The following is a 16506-nucleotide window of genomic DNA, read 5'->3' on the forward strand; positions in this document are numbered from 1 at the left end:
CACACCAGGAGGCACCCAGCGATGTCGGTCCCGAAGCTCAGCGACGAGCAGCGCGGCGAGGAGATCCTGGCCGTTTTCGACACCGCCTTCGGCGAGCTCCTGGCCGCCGACCCGGCCGCGTTCCGCGTGAAGTTCCGGAAGATGGCGGCCTCGGCGTTCGCGTTCTACCGCGGTACGGCGTGCCTCTTCTACCACGACCTCGACCCGGAGAAGCGAGGCGGCCCCTTCCTGGACGAGCGCACCTCTCGCGTGTGGATCCATGGCGACCTGCACGCGGAGAACTTCGGCACGTACATGGACTCCACCGGCCGTCTGATCTTCAACGTCAACGACTTCGACGAGGCCTACGTGGGCCCGTTCACCTGGGACCTCAAGCGCTTCGCCGCCTCCGTGGCGCTGATCGGGTACGCCAAGGCGCTCAGCGACGAGCAGATCACCGAGCTGGTGGAGATCTACGCCGCCGCCTACCGCGAGCGGATCCACGCGCTGGCGACCGGCGCCAAGAGCGACGAGGTGCCGCCCTTCACCCTGGACACCGCGACCGGCCCGCTGCTGGACGCGCTGCGCGACGCCCGCTCGCTGACCCGGTTCGGGCTGCTGGACTCGATGACCGAGATCCGGGACTTCGAGCGCCGGTTCGCCCCGGGCGGCGGCTCGGTGGAGCTGGACGCGGCCACCCGCTACAAGGTGCTGGCCGCCTTCGACGGCTATCTGGAGACGCTCCCGGAGTCCTCGCTGGCCCGCCCGGACTCCTACCGCGTGAAGGACGTCGTGGGCCGCCGCGGCATCGGCATCGGCTCGGCCGGGCTGCCCTCGTACAACATCCTGCTGGAGGGCAACAGCGACGCCCTGGAGAACGACGTCGTGATCTACATCAAGCAGGCCCAGACCCCGGCGGTCTCCCGGCACATCACCGACCCGGCGATCCGGGACTACTTCCAGCACGAGGGCCACCGCACGGTGATCTCCCAGCGCGCCCTCCAGGCGCACGCCGACCCCTGGCTGGGCTGGACCGAACTGGACGGCGCGGGCCAGCTGGTGGCGGAGGTCTCGCCGTACGCCGTGGACCTCGACTGGAGTGACATAGACGACCCGGAGGAGATCGCGGCGGTGGTCGCCGACCTCGGCCGGGCCACGGCGGCGATGCACGCGGCGGCGGACGACACCTCCGGCGAGTCCCTGGTGCCGTTCTCCACCGAGCGGGCCATCGACGCGGCCCTCGCCGCCGACGAGGACGGCTTCGCCGACCTGCTGGTGGACTTCGCCCACGAGTACGGCGCACGCGCGCGTGCCGACCACCAGATCTTCCTGGACCTGTTCCGCAACGGCCGGATCCCCGGCCTGTGACCTGACCCCAGGAGGGCTCACAGGGACCCTTTAGGGATCCCTTACAGCCGTCCGTGACACACTCTTGTCTCGCTATGGACATATCAGGGACCCGGTTGCGCGTACTGCGCGCGGCGCTGTTCACGGCACTCGTCGTGACGCTCAGCACCGCGTCGCACGTACTGCTGTCCCGGGTCCCGCTGCCGCTCAACACGGTCGCGCTGGTCGCCGCGGCCGTGTTCGCACTCGCCTACGCCCTCGCCGGGCGCGAGCGCGGCTTCGGGCGGATCGCGGCGCTGCTGATCCCGCTGGAGCTGGCCGCCGACACGGTCTTCACCACCGGCCAGCACGTCTGTTACGGCCCCGCGGGCGGCCCGGTCGCGGGCCCGCTGCGCTCGGTCGGACTGGACGTGCTGTGCGGCGACGGCACCCGGGTCGGCACCGCGCTGACCGCGGTCACCGAGAAGACCGGCACCGACCGGCTCGCCGCGCTGCTCGCCGACGCGGATCCGCGTACGGCCTGGCTGCTGCTGGCCACCCATGTCTCGGTCGGCCTGGTCGCCGCCGCCTGGCTGCGCCGCGGCGAGCGCGCGCTGGCGCAGCTGCTGCGGGCGGTCACGGCCACCACCTTCCGGCCGCTGCTGCTGGCGGTGGCCGCCGTGACGGTGCGGCCCGCCCGGTCCGCGCGCCGGCTCCCGCGCTTCGTGCGCCGCACCACCGCCGCCCGCGAGCGGCTCCTCGTGCACTCCCTGGGACGGCGTGGACCGCCCCACCGGGCCGCTCTCGTCTGAGAGCCCCGGCGGCTCTCCCGCGAGAGCAACTAGCGGTCCACCCCAACACCTTCCGCACACCCGGTGTGTGCGCGTCCCCATGGAGAGAGACAGTCATGAGCAAGCGGAACAGCCAGGCGGCGAAGTCGGCGGCACGCGAGCGGCTGCGCGCCGAGCGCGAGCGCGAGGCCAAGCGGGCCAAGGCCAAGCGGCAGGCCGTGGTGGCCCTTTCGGTGGTCGGCGTCCTGGCCGCGGCCGGCGGCATCGGCTACGCGGTCGTCCAGGCCAACCAGCCCTCGGCCTGGGACGAGGCCGCCAAGGCCACGGTGGTCGCCCCCGCCAACGCCTCGGGCAAGAACGGCACCACCGTCACCATCGGCGAGTCCAAGTCCGACAACGTGGTCCACCTCTACGAGGACCCGCGCTGCCCGGGCTGCGCGGCCTTCGAGCAGAACGTGGGCGAGGCCGTCAACAAGGGCATGGAGGACGGCGACTACAAGCTCACCTTCACCATCGGCACGTTCCTCGACGGCAACCTGGGCGGCGAGGGTTCGAAGAACGCGCTCAGCGCCCTCGGTGCCGCCCTGAACGTGAGCCCCGAAGCGTTCCTCGACTACAAGGCGGCCCTGTACTCGACCGAGTACCACCCCGAGGAGTCCACGGACGAGTTCGCCAAGGACGACTACCTGATCAAGGTGGCCGACACGGTGGACGCCCTGAAGGGCAACAAGAAGTTCCAGAACGACGTGCGCGAGGGCACCTACGACGCCTGGGCGCTGAAGATGAGCGACACCTTCCAGAAGACCAAGGACGTCAAGTCGACCCCGACCCTCAAGATCAACAAAACGGTGATCGAGACTCCGAGCACGCCCGACGACTGGCAGAAGGCCCTCAAGGACGCGGGCGTCACCAAGTAGCCCTCGGCCTGAGGCCGGCCCGGGGCGACTCCGGGCGAACGGCGGGCGAATTCTGGCGAGTTCGCCCGCCTCTGGCGTGTACCTGCCAGTAGCCTGACGGACTGTGACCAGTCGATACAGACCATTCGAGTCGCTCAACCCGCCTTCCCCACGCCGCCGTACGGTCGTCAAGGCCGCGGCGGCCACCGCTGTCCTGGCCGGAACCCTGGCCGCGACGGCACCCGCCCGGGCCGCCACCGCCCCCGCCTTCCTGCACGGCGTCGCCTCCGGCGACCCGCTGCCCGACGGCGTCCTGCTGTGGACCCGCGTCACCCCCACCCCCGAGGCGACCCCCGGTTCCGGGCTCGGCCCGGACACCGAGGTGAGCTGGACCGTCGCCACCGACAGGGCGTTCAACCACGTCGTCGCGCGCGGCTCCACCATCGCCACGGCCGCCTCCGACCACACGGTCAAGGCGGACATCCGCGGCCTCGCCCCCGCCACCGACTACTGGTTCCGCTTCTCGGCCGGCGGCACCACCACCCCGCCGGCGCGCACCCGCACCGCGCCGGCGACCGACGCGGCCGTCGCGGGCCTGCGCTTCGGCGTGGTCTCCTGCGCCAACTGGGAGGCCGGCTACTTCTCCCCGTACCGCCATCTCGCCGCCCGCGGCGACCTGGACGCCTGGCTGCACCTGGGCGACTACATCTACGAGTACGGCAGCGGCCAGTACGCCAACCGCGACACGGTCGTACGGCCGCACGCCCCCGCGCACGAGATCCTCACCCTCGCCGACTACCGCACCCGGCACGGCCGCTACAAGACCGACCCCGACCTCCAGGCGCTGCACTCGACCGCGCCCTGCGTGGCGATCTGGGACGACCACGAGATCGCCAACGACGCCTGGTCCGGCGGCGCCGAGAACCACACCGAGGGCGCCGAGGGCGCGTACGCCGCGCGTCAGGCGGCCGCGAAGCAGGCGTACTTCGAGTGGATGCCGGTACGCCCGGCGGTGGCCGGCACCACCTACCGCAGGCTGCGCTTCGGCAAGCTCGTCGACCTCTCCCTGCTGGACCTGCGCTCCTTCCGCTCCCAGCAGGTGGGCATCGGCAACGGCGACGTGGACGACCCGGACCGCACGCTCACCGGGCGCGCCCAGCTGGACTGGCTGAAGGCGGGCCTGAAGTCCTCCGACGCCACCTGGCGGCTGGTTGGGAACCCGGTGATGATGGCGCCGTTCGCCATCGGCTCGCTCTCCGCCGAGCTGCTCAGGCCGCTCGCCGAGCTGCTGGGGCTGCCGAAGGAGGGCCTGGCCGTCAACACCGACCAGTGGGACGGCTACACCGACGACCGCCGTGAACTCCTGGCCCACCTGCGCTCGAACGCCATCCGCAACACGGTCTTCCTGACCGGCGACATCCACATGGCGTGGGCCAACGACATACCGGTGAACGCCGGAACGTATCCGCTGTCCGCCTCGGCCGCCACGGAGTTCGTGGTGACCTCGGTCAGCTCGGACAACCTCGACGACATCGTGAAGGTCCCCGAGGGCACGGTCTCCGCGCTCGCCTCGCCGCTCATCAGGGCCGCCAACCGGCATGTCCACTGGGTCGACACCGACCGGCACGGCTTCGGCGTCCTGGACATCACCGCCGCCCGCGCGCAGATGGACTACTACGTGGTGTCCGACCGCACCAGGCCCGACGCGACGGCGTCCTGGGCCCGCTCGTACCGCACCCGCAGCGGCACGCAGAAGGTCGAGCGGACGTACGACCCCGTGTAAAACCCCTGTTTCGAAGACGAGTTCCAGCCACCGGCGGGTGACGCGCACCGGGTTCCGATTCCGGGCGTGTCACCCGCCGGAGCTTTTCATTCACCCGGTTTGTTCGGGATCCAACGATCTCGCGATTGGCCGAATCGTTTCTCTTCAGGATTGAACATGTACACGTAATCTCCGGGCGGCGGCCAGGAAGACCCCTGTGCCGTCCTCCCCAACGCAGCAGCCAGGAGTCAGCATGCGTGCGCTCGCCCGGATCTCCCCCACTTCGCGCAGACGCCTCGCCGGAACGGCGATGGTGGCCGGAACCCTGTTGTTCTCCCCCCTGTCCGCCCCCACCTCGGTCGCGGCGGCCCCGGCTCCGACCGCCGACTGCGCGCAGGAGGACTCCGGCCACTCCGCGGCCCGCGAGGCCCGCCCCGGCCCCGGCGCCCCGGTCGCCGAGCCCAACGAGATCAGCGCCGCCAAGGCGAAGGCCATGGACGCGGACCTGCGCACCAGGCTCGACAAGCTGCCCGCCAAGGGCAACCGCAGCCTCGCCGCCGCAGCCTCGACGACGATCCCGGTGTACTTCCACGTCATCCACGACGGCGACACCGGAAAGCTCAGCTCCTCCGACATCAACGCCCAGCTGAACGTCCTGAACGCCGCGTACGCGGGCCAGGGCACCGGGAACACCGACTCCGGCTTCCAGTTCGCGCTGGCGGGCACCGACTACACCGACAACGCCGCCTGGTACAACGTCGGTTACGGCTCCTCGGCGGAGAAGGCGATGAAGTCCGCGCTGCGCAAGGGCGGCGCGGGCGCGCTGAACATCTACACCGCCAACATCGGCGACGGACTGCTCGGCTGGGCTACCTTCCCCAGCTCCTACAAGTCCAGCCCGTCCATGGACGGCGTCGTCCTGCTCGACGAGTCCCTGCCGGGCGGCTCGGCCGCCAACTACAACCAGGGCGACACCGGCACCCACGAGGTGGGCCACTGGATGGGGCTCTACCACACCTTCCAGGGCGGCTGTAACGGCAAGGGCGACTACGTCGACGACACCGCGGCCGAGGCCAGCCCCGCCTACGAGTGCCCCGAGGGCCGGGACACCTGCACCCGCAAGGCGGGCGCCGACCCGATCCACAACTTCATGGACTACACCTACGACGCCTGCATGTACCAGTTCACCGGGGGCCAGGTGACGCGCATGCAGCAGCACTGGGCCGCCTACCGCGCGGGCTGAACCCCCGGCGGCGAGTCCTGCGCCAGCGAGTCGAGGAAGCCGAGCGCCACCCGCCAGGTGGCCTCGGCCGCCTCGGCGTCGTAGTCCGGCAGGCCGGGGTCGGTGTAGAGGTGACCGGCCCCGGCGTAGCGGTAGATCTCCACATCGGCGCCCGCCCGGCCCATCTGCAAATACCAGGCGCTCAGCCAGTCGTCGGTCTCGAACGGGTCCGGCTCGGCGACGTGCAGTTGCACCGGCAGCTCGTCCACCGAGGCGTTCGGCGCGATGTCGGAGGTGCCGTGCAGGAGCAGCAGACCGCGCGCCTTCTCGTCGCCGAGGGCGAGGGTCTGCGCGATGGAGGCACCGAGCGAGAACCCGGCGTAGACCAGGCCGCGTTCGGAGTACGGGGCGGCGGCCAGGACGGCCCGCTTGAGGAGTTCGTCCTTGCCGATCTCCTCCTTGAAGGCCATGCCCTCCTCGACGGTGTCGAACGTCCGGCCCTCGAACAGGTCCGGCGTCCACACCTCGTGTCCGGCCTCGCGCAGCCGGTCCGCGGCCTGCCCCACCGCGGGGCGCGGGCCGTAGGTCGAGTGAAAGAGCACGATGTTCATGAGGCCATGGTGCCAGCCGGGTACGACAGTGACGTGGGCGGAGTCTCATCGCCCGGCATGTTCGTCACCCCCTCGGCGTGGTTACGTTCGAGGGCATGGAGAACGTACTCCGCCCGCTGATCGTCATCGGCGGCTCGGTCCTGCTCACCCTGCTCATCGGGTGGGCCACCGACCGTCTGCTGAGCAAGGCCGACCGCATGCGCTCCGAGACGCCCCTGTGGGGGCTGCTGCGCCGCGCCCGGATCCCGTACCAGCTGGTGCTGTGCGCGGCCCTGCTCAGAGGGTCCTACGACTCGGCGCGGGTGCTGGAGAAGCACCGCGTCGGCATCGGGCAGCTGCTGACGCTGGTGCTGATCGGGTCGGCGGCGTGGCTGGTGATCCGGATCGCGGCGGCGGTCGTGGAGACGACGTACACGCGCTACGCGCGCGGCAGCCGGGACGCGGCCCGGGTCCGCCGGGTGCGCACCCAGGTGACACTGATCACACGGGTCGTCGCGGCGGTGGTCGCGGTGGTGGCGATCGCGGCGATGCTGCTGACGTTCCCCGCGATGCGGGCCGCCGGTGCCTCACTGCTGGCCTCTGCGGGCATCCTCGGCATCGTCGCGGGTGTGGCCGCGCAGTCGACGCTGAGCAATATGTTCGCGGGGCTCCAGATCGCCTTCGGCGACATGGTGCGCATCGGGGACACGGTCGTGGTGGACGGCGAGTGGGGCACGGTCGAGGAGATCACCCTGACCTTCCTGACCGTGCGGACCTGGGACGAGCGCCGGATCACCATGCCGGTGTCGTACTTCACCTCCAAGCCCTTCGAGAACTGGTCCCGGGGCGGTGCCCGGATGACCGGCGTCGTCTTCTGGCACCTGGACCACTCGGCCCCGCTGGACCTGATGCGCGAACGGCTGCGGGACATCCTGCGCGAGTGCCCGGCCTGGGACGGACGGGCCTGCACCGTCGCGGTCACCGACGCCACGCCGTCGACCATCGAGGTCCGGGCGCTGGTGACGGCGAAGGACGCGGACGACCTGTGGACGGTACGGGTCACGGTCCGCGAGGAGATGGTCAAGTGGCTGGCGGCGGCCCACCCCTACGCCCTGCCCCGCGTCAACACCGCCGACGCCGTGCTCCCGCCCGGCGCGGTGCCCCCGACCCGTTCCCCGGACGGCGCCCAGCCGCGCCGCATCCACCACCCGCCGCGCTCGGGCCGCTGAGGGCGCGGGGAGCCGCGGGGGGCGGCGGGGGGCGGCGGGGGCGCTCACCGCAGGCTGCGCACGTCCAAGTGGCGCAGCACCCGGTCCACGATCTCCGGATCGGCCCCGGGCTCGCTGCGCGCCGCCAGCACCTCGTGCCGGGCGGCGCTGAGCAGCTCCCGCTCGATGCCGCGGATCTGCTTGACCCTGCGGTGTGCCTCGCGGCGCTCCTCGTCCCCGATGTCCGGGGAGATCCGCAGCCCGATGTCGAAGGCCCGGCGCATCATGACCTCGGCCAGTTCCTCCGGGAGTTCCTCCACGGCCTCGATCTCCCGCAGCCGCCGCTTGGCGGCCTTGGCGGCCCGGGTGGCAAGCGCCTTCTCGAACTCCTTCTCGCGCGCGGTGTCCGCCCGCACCCCCAGCCGCTTCACCAGCCACGGCAGGGTCAGACCCTGGAGCACCAGGGTTCCCATGATCACCCCGAACGCGATGAAGACGATCTCGTCCCGGTCGGGGAAGGGCGACCCGTCGTCCACGGTCAGCGGGATCGCCAGGGCCAGCGCCACGGACGCCACGCCGCGCATCCCCGACCACCACATGACGACGGTCTCCCGCCAGGTCGTCGGGATGTCCTCGTCGTGGACCTTGCGGGCGTGCATCCGCTTGGTCAGCCAGGTCGCGGGCAGCAGCCACGCCAGCCGTACGAGGATCACCACGGCCGTGACGGCCGCCGCCCAGCCGAGCATCTCGCCCCACCTGCCGGAGGCGGTGCGCACGGCGTTGTGCAGTTCGAGTCCGATCAGTCCGAAGGCCACACCGGTGACGAGGGTGTCGACGACGTCCCAGACCGTGTGTCCGGCGAGCCGGGTCATCACGTCGTCGGCGTCGGTGGCGTACTCGGCGAGGAACAGCGCGGTGGTCAGCACGGCCAGCACCCCGGACGCGTGCAGTTCCTCGGCCAGTACGTACGAGGCGTACGGGACCAGCAGGGTCAGGCCGATCTGGAGGGTGGGGTCGTCGAGCAGGTCCATCAGCCGGTTCGCGCCCCAGCCCAGGCCCAGCCCCACGACCAGGGCGAGCACGGCGGAGAGCACGAACTGCAGACCGGCCTCCCAGAAGGAGAACGAGCCGCTGACGACGGCCGCGATGGCCACGTGGTACAGCACGATCGCGGTGACGTCGTTGAACAGGCCCTCCCCCTCCAGGATCGACACCAGCCGGCGCGGCAGGCCCAGCTGACCGGCGACCGCGGTGGCGGCCACCGGGTCGGGCGGCGCCACCAGGGCGCCGAGCGCGAAGGCGGCGGCGATCGGCAGACCGGGGATGATCGCCTGCGCGACGGCGGCCACGGACAGCATGGTCACGAACACCAGCGCCACGGCCAGCAACAGGATGGGCCGCACATTGGCGGCGAACTGCCGCCACGAGGTCCGCCGCACCGCCGCGTACAGCAGGGGCGGCAGCAACAGCGGCAGGATCAGATCGGGCGGCACCTCGACATTGGGCACGAACTCCAGCAGCGCCAGCACGATGCCGAGCAGCGTCATCAGCACCGGCGCCGGCAATCCGAACCGCGCGCCCACGGGGACGCTCACCACGGCCCCGAGCAACAGCACGAACAACAGGGCCAACTGATCCACGGTCAGCGCTCCGGCGGGGTAGGCGGCCACGGGACAACCCCCAAGCCTGCCACGCCCCGCCCCTGACCAGCGTGCTCGGCGCCGAGTGCTAGACCTCGCGCCGCATCGCCCGGTGCGGCATGCCCGCGTCCGCGAACTCCGGGCCGTACGCCACGTACCCGAGCCGCTCGTAGAAACCGAGGGCGTGGGTCTGGGCGTGCAGGTCCACCGCCGTCAGGCCACGCGCGCGTGCCGCGTCCTCGATGGCCCGCACCAGGGCGGCGCCGATGCCGAGGCCGCGCGCCGCCTTGGTCACCGCGAGCCGGCCCAGCGAGCCCACCGAGGGGTCGCCGTCGACCTTGGACGCGGCGGCCTCGCCGTACAGCAGGCGGCCCGCGCCGAGCGGCACCCCGTCCTCCCGGACGGCGAGCACATGCACCGCGACGGCGTCGTAGGCGTCGTACTCCAACTCCTCGGGCACGCCCTGCTCGCCGCAGAAGACCTCCCGGCGCACCGCGAAGCACGCCTCACGGTCAGCGGCCTCCTCGGCGACCCGCACCCTGTACGGCGCGGGGCTCATCCGTAGGTCTCCTCGCGCACCTGGTCCAGGGCCTGCTGGAGGTCGTCCGGGTAGTCGCAGGAGAACTCCACCCACTGCCCGTCCCCGGGGTGCTCGAAGCCGAGGCGCACCGCGTGCAGCCACTGCCGGGTGAGCTTCAGCCGCTTGGCGAGGGTGGGGTCGGCGCCGTAGGTGAGGTCACCGACGCAGGGGTGGCGGTGGGCGGACATGTGGACGCGGATCTGGTGGGTGCGCCCGGTCTCCAGCTTCACGTCCAGCAGCGAGGCCGCGCGGAACGCCTCGATGAGGTCGTAGTGGGTCACGGACGGCTTGCCGTCGGCGGTGACCGCCCACTTGTAGTCGTGGTTGGGGTGCCGTCCGATGGGCGCGTCGATGGTGCCGCTGGTCGGGTCCGGGTGGCCCTGGACCAGCGTGTGGTACCGCTTGTCGACCGTGCGCTCCTTGAACTGGCGCTTGAGCGACGTGTACGCGTACTCGGACTTGGCGACCACCATCAGGCCGGAGGTGCCCACGTCGAGCCGGTGCACGATGCCCTGCCGCTCGGCGGCGCCGGACGTGGAGATCCGGTACCCGGCGGCGGCCAGCCCGCCGATGACGGTCGGCCCGGTCCAGCCCGGCGACGGGTGCGCGGCGACCCCGACCGGCTTGACGATCACGACCACGTCATCGTCGTCGTGCACGATCTCCATGCCCTCGACCGGCTCGGCGACCACCCGCACCGGCGCGGGCGCCTGCGGCATCTCGACCTCCAGCCAGGCACCGCCGCGCACCCGCTCGGATTTGCCGACCACCGTGCCGTCGACCAGCACCTTGCCCGCCGCGGCGAGCTCCGCGGCCTTGGTACGGGAGAAGCCGAACATCCGGGAGATGGCGGCGTCGACGCGCTCGCCCTCCAGGCCGTCGGGCACGGGCAGGGTACGGATCTCGGGAATCGTGCTCACCCGTCGAGTATGCCGGACGGGTGAGACAGTCCGGACCGCGCCCTGAGCGCCGGGCTCAGTCCTTGTGGACGGTGCCGTCCGGGTCGAGCCCCTTGAACGACAGCAGCACGATCAGGATGCCGCCGCACACGATCGCCGAGTCCGCAAGGTTGAACACGGCGAAGTGCTTGGGCGCGATGAAGTCGACGACCGCGCCCTCGAAGACGCCCGGCGAGCGGAAGATCCGGTCGGTGAGGTTGCCCAGCGCACCGCCCAGCAGCAGGCCGAGGGCGATGGCCCAGGGCAGGCTGTAGAGCTTGCGGGCGAGCCGGGCGATCACCACGATCACGGCGGCGGCGATCACCGTGAAGATCACGGTGAAGGCCTCGCCGAAGCCGAAGGCGGCGCCCGCGTTGCGGATCGCCTCGAACTTCAGCCAGTCCCCGATGATCTCGATCGGCTCGTGGTGCTCCAGCTTCGCCACCACGATCATCTTGCTGACCAGGTCGATCACGTAGGCGAAGGCCGCGACCGTGAACAGCACGGCGATCCGGCGCCTGCCCTTCGGGCGCGCCTGGTCGCCCTCCTGTCCCTGCGGACCGGATGACCGCTCCGGCTGCTCGGCCTCAGCCCCGTCCGGGGAATCCGGAGTACCGATGATGCGCTCCGCCTCTGCCACGTGAGTCCCTCAACCTAGGTACTTGATGAGGACGAGGGTACGACACGCCCGACCGGGCCCTCAGTACCGGCGTTCCTGCTTCTGCTTGCACTCCACGCACAGCGTCGCGCGCGGGAAGGCCTGCATACGGGCCTTGCCGACGGGGTTGCCGCAGCTCTCGCAGAGCCCGTAGGTGCCCGCGTCCAGCCGCTCCAGGGCGCGCTCGGTCTGGGTGAGCATCTCCCGCGCGTTGGCGGCCAGCGCCAGCTCGTGCTCCCGCGTGATGTTCTTCGTGCCGGTGTCGGCCTGATCGTCCCCGGCGCCATCGCCGGAGTCCCGCATCAGACCGGCCAGGGACTGCTCGGAGGAGGTGATCTCCTCCCTGAGCCGCTCCCCCTCGGAGAGCAGCTCCGCGCGGGCCTCCTCGACCTCCTCGGGGGTCCAGGGGTCCTCACCGGGGCGTACGGGGAGCTCGCCCGGCTCCACCGCCGCGGCGACGCGCGCCTTGGGAACGGCGGTCTTGGCCGCCGTGGCCGTGCCAGGAGTCTTCTTCGCAACCACTGTCGTGGCTCCCGTCTGCTCCGCGGCCTCGGCCGCGCCCACCTTGGTCGTCTTGGTCGCGCTCTTCTTGGAGGTGCTCTTCTTGGCCGGGGCCTTCCCGGCCACCGCCTTCTTGCCGGCCGCACCGTCGGCCGCGGTCTTCTTCGCCGGCGTCCTCTTCGCCGGCGTCTTCTTCGCCGGCGTCTTCTTCGCCGCGGTCTTGTGCACGGCGGCCTCCTGCTCCGCGGTCTTCTGCGCGGCCGCGGACTTCGCCGCCGTCGTGGTCTTCTTCGCCGTGGTCTTCTTCGCCGTGGTCTGCTTCGCCGTGGTCTTCTTCGCCGTGGCCCTTTTGGCCGTGGCGGTCTTCTTCGCCGCGCTCTCTCCCGCCGCGGCCGACTTCGCCGCCGTCTTCGCGGCCTTCTTCGTCGTCTTCTTCGGCGCCGTCTCCTCCCCGGCCGCCCCGGCGGCATCCCCCCGCACGGTCTTCACCGGCTTCGCTTCCTTGGCTCGGCCCGCGGTCCCCGTGTGTGTGCTCTTCTTCGCGCTCGGATCCTTGGCCGCACCGCCCGTGGCCTTCGTGGACCTGCCGGACGCCGACTGCTGTACGGCGGTCTTCTTCGCCACCATGGCCGCGGCCCCTTCACATATTGTGATCTTGCTCGCGAATCGTGCTGGGACGATAAATCGACTTCAGTCCCGCGGCAATGGGGCACACCGCCCGATTCGCCCGCCTCGCGCATACCGCGTGGCCGATCTGCATCCGTTGTGCCCAGCTCCCCGCCGGGTAATCCGCGCCGGGGACCGTCCCAGAATGCGAACACCCGTGCAGCGCTGTTCGGGTCACCCGACCCGCCCCCGGCCCCCTCCTCGGGCCTCCCGTAAATCGGTCGGCCGCTGTCCCCGCGGCGCCGTACACTGGGCGGAGCGAAAAGCGTGGATGGGGACGAGTAGCGGCGTACGCAGCCCAGAGCGACCCGGGGACGGTGGGAGCCCGGGGGCGAGCGCGACGTGAAGATCACCCCGGAGCCGCCGGAAGAAAGCCCGCGCGGGCGAGTAGAACCGGCATCGCGACCCCAATGAGGGGGCTCACCGAGCCGTACCCGGCATCGGCGGGCCAAGGAGGGTGGTACCGCGGGAGCGCGCCGCAGCCGGCGCAACGAAAGACGTAGCTCTCGTCCCTCCGGACGGAAGGCAGCAAGTCCGCCGGAGGAAGCTCGCTGATGACAAAGCCGACGTACCGCCAGGTACCCGCCCAGGTCGACCTGCCCGCGCTGGAGCACGCGGTGCTCGATTTCTGGCGCGAGCAGAAGATCTTCGCCAAGAGCCTGGAGCAGTCCGAGGGCCGCCCCGAGTGGGTGTTCTACGAGGGCCCGCCCACCGCGAACGGCATGCCCGGCGCCCACCACATCGAGGCCCGCGTCTTCAAGGACGTCTTCCCCCGCTTCCGCACCATGCGCGGCTACCACGTGGCCCGCAAGGCGGGCTGGGACTGCCACGGCCTGCCGGTGGAGCTGGCGGTCGAGAAGGAGCTGGGCTTCTCCGGCAAGCAGGACATCGAGGCGTACGGCATCGCCGAGTTCAACGCCAAGTGCCGCGAGTCCGTGACCCGGCACACCGACGCCTTCGCCGAGCTGACGACCCGCATGGGCTACTGGGTCGACCTGGACGACGCGTACCGCACGATGGACCCCGAGTACGTGGAGTCCGTGTGGTGGTCGCTGAAGGAGATCTTCAACAAGGACCTGCTGGTCCAGGACCACCGCGTCGCCCCGTGGTGCCCGCGCTGCGGCACCGGCCTGTCCGACCACGAGCTGGCCCAGGGCTACGAGACGGTCGTCGACCCGTCCGTGTACGTCCGTTTCCCGCTCACCTCCGGTCCGCTCGCGGGCGAGGCCGCCCTGCTGGTGTGGACGACGACCCCCTGGACGCTGGTCTCCAACACCGCCGTCGCCGCCCACCCCGAGGTGACCTACGCGGTGGCGACCAACGGCGAGGAGAAGCTGGTCGTCGCCGAGCCGCTGCTCGCCAAGGCCCTCGGCGAGGGCTGGGAGACCACCGGCCGGTCCTTCACCGGTGCCGAGATGGAACGCTGGACGTACCAGCGCCCCTTCGAGCTGGTGGAGTTCCCGGCCGAGGCCCACTACGTGGTCAACGCCGAGTACGTCACCACCGAGGACGGCACCGGTCTGGTCCACCAGTCCCCCGCCTTCGGTGAGGACGACCTGAAGGTCTGCCGCTCCTACGGTCTGCCCGTGGTGAACCCGGTCCGCCCCGACGGCACCTTCGAGGAGGACGTCCCCCTGGTCGGCGGCGTCTTCTTCAAGAAGGCGGACGAACGGCTCACCGAGGACCTCCAGCAGCGCGGTCTGCTCTTCCGGCACATCCCGTACGAGCACAGCTACCCGCACTGCTGGCGCTGCCACACCGCGCTCCTCTACTACGCGCAGCCGTCCTGGTACATCCGCACCACCGCGATCAAGGACCGCCTCCTCCAGGAGAACGAGAACACCAACTGGTTCCCGGACACGGTCAAGCACGGCCGCTACGGCGACTGGCTGAACAACAACATCGACTGGGCGCTGTCCCGCAACCGCTACTGGGGCACCCCGCTGCCGATCTGGCGCTGCGAGGACGACCACCTCACCTGCGTCGGCTCCCGCGCGGAGCTGACCGAGCTGACCGGCACCGACCAGTCGGACCTCGACCCGCACCGCCCGTACATCGACGAGGTCACCTTCGCCTGCCGTCACGACGGCTGCGGGAAGACGGCCACGCGCGTGCCGGAGGTCATCGACGCCTGGTACGACTCGGGCTCGATGCCGTTCGCGCAGTGGGGCTACCCGTACAAGAACAAGGAGCTGTTCGAGGCCCGTTACCCGGCGCAGTTCATCTGCGAGGCCATCGACCAGACCCGCGGCTGGTTCTACACGCTGATGGCGGTCGGCACGCTCGTCTTCGACAAGTCCTCGTACGAGAACGTGGTCTGCCTCGGCCACATCCTCGCCGAGGACGGCCGCAAGATGTCCAAGCACCTGGGCAACATCCTGCAGCCGATCCCGCTGATGGATCAGCACGGCGCGGACGCGGTGCGCTGGTTCATGGCGGCCGGCGGTTCCCCGTGGGCGGCCCGCCGGGTCGGCCACGGCACCATCCAGGAGGTCGTCCGCAAGACGCTCCTCACGTACTGGAACACGGTCGCCTTCCAGGCCCTGTACGCCCGTACGTCCGAGTGGGCGCCGTCCGAGGCCGACCCGGCCCCGGCCGACCGCCCGCTGCTGGACCGCTGGCTGCTGTCCGAACTCCACGCGCTCACCGACCAGGTGACGCAGGCTCTGGAGTCCTACGACACCCAGCGCGCCGGCAAGCTGCTGTCCGCGTTCGTCGACGACCTGTCCAACTGGTACGTCCGCCGCTCGCGCCGCCGCTTCTGGCAGGGCGACAAGGCCGCGCTGCGCACCCTGCACGAGGTCGTGGAGACGGTCACCAAGCTGATGGCGCCGCTGACCCCGTTCATCACCGAGCGGGTCTGGCAGGACCTGGTCGTGCCGGTCACCCCGGGCGCCCCGGAGTCGGTGCACCTGGCCTCCTGGCCGGAGGCGGACCTCACCGCCATCGACCCGGAGCTGTCCAAGCAGATGGTGCTGGTGCGGCGGCTCGTGGAGCTGGGCCGTGCCACGCGCGCGGAGTCCGGTGTCAAGACGCGCCAGCCGCTGTCGCGGGCCCTGGTCGCCGCGGCGGGCTTCGAAGGCCTCGACAAGGAGCTGCACACGCAGATCACCGAGGAGTTGAACGTCACATCGCTGGCGTCCCTCTCCGAGGTCGGCGGCTCGCTGGTGGACACCACCGCGAAGGCCAACTTCCGGGCGCTGGGCAAGCGGTTCGGCAAGCGGGTGCAGGACGTGGCCAAGGCCGTCGCGAACGCGGACGCGGCCGCGCTGTCGCTGGCGCTGCGCGAGGGCACGGCGTCGGTCGAGGTCGACGGGGAGACGATCAGCCTCGCCCCGGACGAGGTGATCATCACCGAGACCCCGCGCGAGGGCTGGTCGGTGGCGTCCGACTCGGGCGCGACGGTCGCCCTGGACCTGGAGATCACCGACGAGCTGCGCCGGGCTGGCCTGGCCCGTGACGCGATCCGCCTGATCCAGGAGGCCCGCAAGAACAGCGGCCTGGACGTGGCCGACCGGATCGCGCTGCGCTGGCAGTCCACGGACCCGGCGACGGTGGAGGCACTGACCGAGCACTCCGGCCTCATCGCCGACGAGGTCCTCGCCACGGACTTCGCCCAGGGCGAGGCGGACGGCGGCTACGGCGAGCCGTTCACCGACGAGGGTCTGTCGCTGACCTTCCGGCTGCGCAAGGCGTGACCTGAGGCACACCAGGGCCCGGTCTCCGTTCGGAGGCCGGGCCCTTTGCGC

Annotated in this window: 13 protein-coding genes; 7 read left to right on the forward strand and 6 right to left on the reverse strand. The window is 71.1% G+C overall.

The window, feature by feature from the left end:
* Positions 1-21: 21 nt before the first annotated feature.
* The 5 genes from GA0115233_RS03195 (at position 22) to GA0115233_RS03215 (ending at position 5997) form a co-directional block, all read left to right on the forward strand.
* Positions 22-1347: a DUF2252 domain-containing protein gene (locus tag GA0115233_RS03195; protein ID WP_093718505.1), complete on the forward strand. Its 1326-nt coding sequence runs from the start codon at positions 22-24 to the stop codon at positions 1345-1347.
* A gap of 74 nt (positions 1348-1421) precedes the next feature.
* The gene (locus GA0115233_RS03200; RefSeq protein ID WP_093718506.1) at positions 1422-2117 is read left to right on the forward strand and encodes a hypothetical protein; all 696 of its coding nucleotides are present in this window, start codon (positions 1422-1424) and stop codon (positions 2115-2117) included.
* 95 nt (positions 2118-2212) lie between these two features.
* Entirely contained in the window at positions 2213-3013 is an 801-nt protein-coding gene (locus GA0115233_RS03205) for a DsbA family protein (RefSeq protein ID WP_093718507.1), read from the forward strand.
* A 103-nt stretch (positions 3014-3116) separates the two neighbouring features.
* Entirely contained in the window at positions 3117-4775 is a 1659-nt protein-coding gene (locus tag GA0115233_RS03210; protein WP_093718508.1) for an alkaline phosphatase D family protein, read from the forward strand.
* Between the two features lie 232 nt (positions 4776-5007).
* Complete coding sequence (locus tag GA0115233_RS03215; protein ID WP_093718509.1) at positions 5008-5997, forward strand: zinc metalloprotease; 990 nt, start codon at positions 5008-5010, stop codon at positions 5995-5997.
* On the opposite strand, the gene GA0115233_RS03220 is transcribed toward GA0115233_RS03215, so the two are convergent.
* Complete coding sequence (locus GA0115233_RS03220) at positions 5982-6587, reverse strand: dienelactone hydrolase family protein (RefSeq protein ID WP_093718510.1); 606 nt, start codon at positions 6585-6587, stop codon at positions 5982-5984. The two genes, GA0115233_RS03215 and GA0115233_RS03220, sit on opposite strands and share 16 nt — an antisense overlap.
* A gap of 95 nt (positions 6588-6682) precedes the next feature.
* On the opposite strand from GA0115233_RS03220, the gene GA0115233_RS03225 reads away from it, so the two are divergent.
* Positions 6683-7795 (forward strand): mechanosensitive ion channel family protein, encoded by a 1113-nt coding sequence (locus GA0115233_RS03225; protein ID WP_093718511.1) that lies wholly within the window; start codon positions 6683-6685, stop codon positions 7793-7795.
* Positions 7796-7839: 44 nt separating this feature from the next.
* On the opposite strand, the gene GA0115233_RS03230 is transcribed toward GA0115233_RS03225, so the two are convergent.
* From GA0115233_RS03230 to GA0115233_RS03250, 5 genes are all read right to left on the reverse strand, one after another.
* Positions 7840-9414, reverse strand: a complete 1575-nt coding sequence (locus tag GA0115233_RS03230) for a Na+/H+ antiporter (RefSeq protein WP_093718617.1) — start codon at positions 9412-9414, stop codon at positions 7840-7842.
* A gap of 88 nt (positions 9415-9502) precedes the next feature.
* Positions 9503-9973 carry a GNAT family N-acetyltransferase gene (locus GA0115233_RS03235; RefSeq protein ID WP_093718512.1) on the reverse strand — a complete coding sequence of 157 codons (471 nt, stop codon included), beginning with the start codon at positions 9971-9973 and terminating at the stop codon, positions 9503-9505.
* A complete protein-coding gene (locus tag GA0115233_RS03240; protein ID WP_093718513.1) occupies positions 9970-10914 on the reverse strand; it encodes an RluA family pseudouridine synthase in 945 nt (314 codons plus the stop codon). The genes GA0115233_RS03235 and GA0115233_RS03240 overlap by 4 nt, the downstream gene beginning before the upstream one ends.
* Before the next feature lie 55 nt (positions 10915-10969).
* Complete coding sequence (gene lspA, locus GA0115233_RS03245) at positions 10970-11572, reverse strand: signal peptidase II (RefSeq protein WP_093718514.1); 603 nt, start codon at positions 11570-11572, stop codon at positions 10970-10972.
* Positions 11573-11632: 60 nt separating this feature from the next.
* Positions 11633-12718, reverse strand: a complete 1086-nt coding sequence (locus GA0115233_RS03250; RefSeq protein WP_093718515.1) for a TraR/DksA family transcriptional regulator — start codon at positions 12716-12718, stop codon at positions 11633-11635.
* A 593-nt stretch (positions 12719-13311) separates the two neighbouring features.
* Here GA0115233_RS03250 and ileS point away from each other — a divergent pair.
* Complete coding sequence (gene ileS / locus GA0115233_RS03260; RefSeq protein WP_093718516.1) at positions 13312-16455, forward strand: isoleucine--tRNA ligase; 3144 nt, start codon at positions 13312-13314, stop codon at positions 16453-16455.
* Positions 16456-16506 lie beyond the last annotated feature (51 nt).

This window comes from Streptomyces sp. DI166 (assembly GCF_900091315.1).
Lineage (GTDB): Bacteria > Actinomycetota > Actinomycetes > Streptomycetales > Streptomycetaceae > Streptomyces > Streptomyces fuscus.

What these genes read in the sequence shown, in the direction of transcription:
- GA0115233_RS03195 (WP_093718505.1), top strand. Translation starts at nt 22, where the DNA reads ATGTCGGTCCCGAAGCTCAGCGACGAGCAGCGCGGCGAGGAGATCCTG.
- GA0115233_RS03200 (WP_093718506.1), top strand. Translation starts at nt 1,422, where the DNA reads ATGGACATATCAGGGACCCGGTTGCGCGTACTGCGCGCGGCGCTGTTC.
- GA0115233_RS03205 (WP_093718507.1), top strand. Translation starts at nt 2,213, where the DNA reads ATGAGCAAGCGGAACAGCCAGGCGGCGAAGTCGGCGGCACGCGAGCGG.
- GA0115233_RS03215 (WP_093718509.1), top strand. Translation starts at nt 5,008, where the DNA reads ATGCGTGCGCTCGCCCGGATCTCCCCCACTTCGCGCAGACGCCTCGCC.
- GA0115233_RS03220 (WP_093718510.1), bottom strand. Translation starts at nt 6,587, where the DNA reads ATGAACATCGTGCTCTTTCACTCGACCTACGGCCCGCGCCCCGCGGTG.
- GA0115233_RS03225 (WP_093718511.1), top strand. Translation starts at nt 6,683, where the DNA reads ATGGAGAACGTACTCCGCCCGCTGATCGTCATCGGCGGCTCGGTCCTG.
- GA0115233_RS03235 (WP_093718512.1), bottom strand. Translation starts at nt 9,973, where the DNA reads ATGAGCCCCGCGCCGTACAGGGTGCGGGTCGCCGAGGAGGCCGCTGAC.
- GA0115233_RS03250 (WP_093718515.1), bottom strand. Translation starts at nt 12,718, where the DNA reads ATGGTGGCGAAGAAGACCGCCGTACAGCAGTCGGCGTCCGGCAGGTCC.
- ileS (WP_093718516.1), top strand. Translation starts at nt 13,312, where the DNA reads ATGACAAAGCCGACGTACCGCCAGGTACCCGCCCAGGTCGACCTGCCC.